Here is a 392-nt window from a genome sequence, read left to right as displayed (position 1 = left end):
TTTACCATCAAAAAGTTTCGTTTAGCACGCAAACCTATTGGAACGCTTACCTACATGACAAGCACTAAAGCTTCCGTCTCTTGAAAAGTGTCAGAAATTCCTCCATACTTCTACCAATTAGGAGATTCCCACCATGCAAACCCTCGCCAAACAGGTTCTGGAGCACGCCGCCGGATTGCCGGAGGGGACACCCTTGGTCACCAAGGAACTGCTCCATTTGGGAAATCGGGCGGCGGTAGATCAGGTGCTGTCACGACTGGTGCAACGCGGCACCCTGCTGCGCGCCGGCCGTGGTATCTATGTCCTGCCGGTGGAGAGCCGTTTCGGTTCTCGCGCCCCCTCGGCCTCCAAAATGGTCGAGGGGCTGGCCCACCAGCGCGGCGAAACCATCG

Annotated in this window: 1 protein-coding gene; it reads left to right on the top strand. The window is 56.6% G+C overall.

All coding sequences use genetic code 11. The features are described from left to right. Nucleotides 1-133 precede the first annotated feature (133 nt). Nucleotides 134-392, top strand: a 259-nt coding sequence (locus JK635_RS27950) for a DUF6088 family protein (RefSeq protein ID WP_202653054.1), incomplete at its 3' end; no start/stop codon positions are given.

This window comes from Neobacillus paridis (genome assembly GCF_016765675.1).
In the GTDB taxonomy this organism is placed as follows: domain Bacteria; phylum Bacillota; class Bacilli; order Bacillales; family Cytobacillaceae; genus Neobacillus; species Neobacillus paridis.
This window is presented reverse-complemented; position numbering and strand designations above follow the sequence as displayed.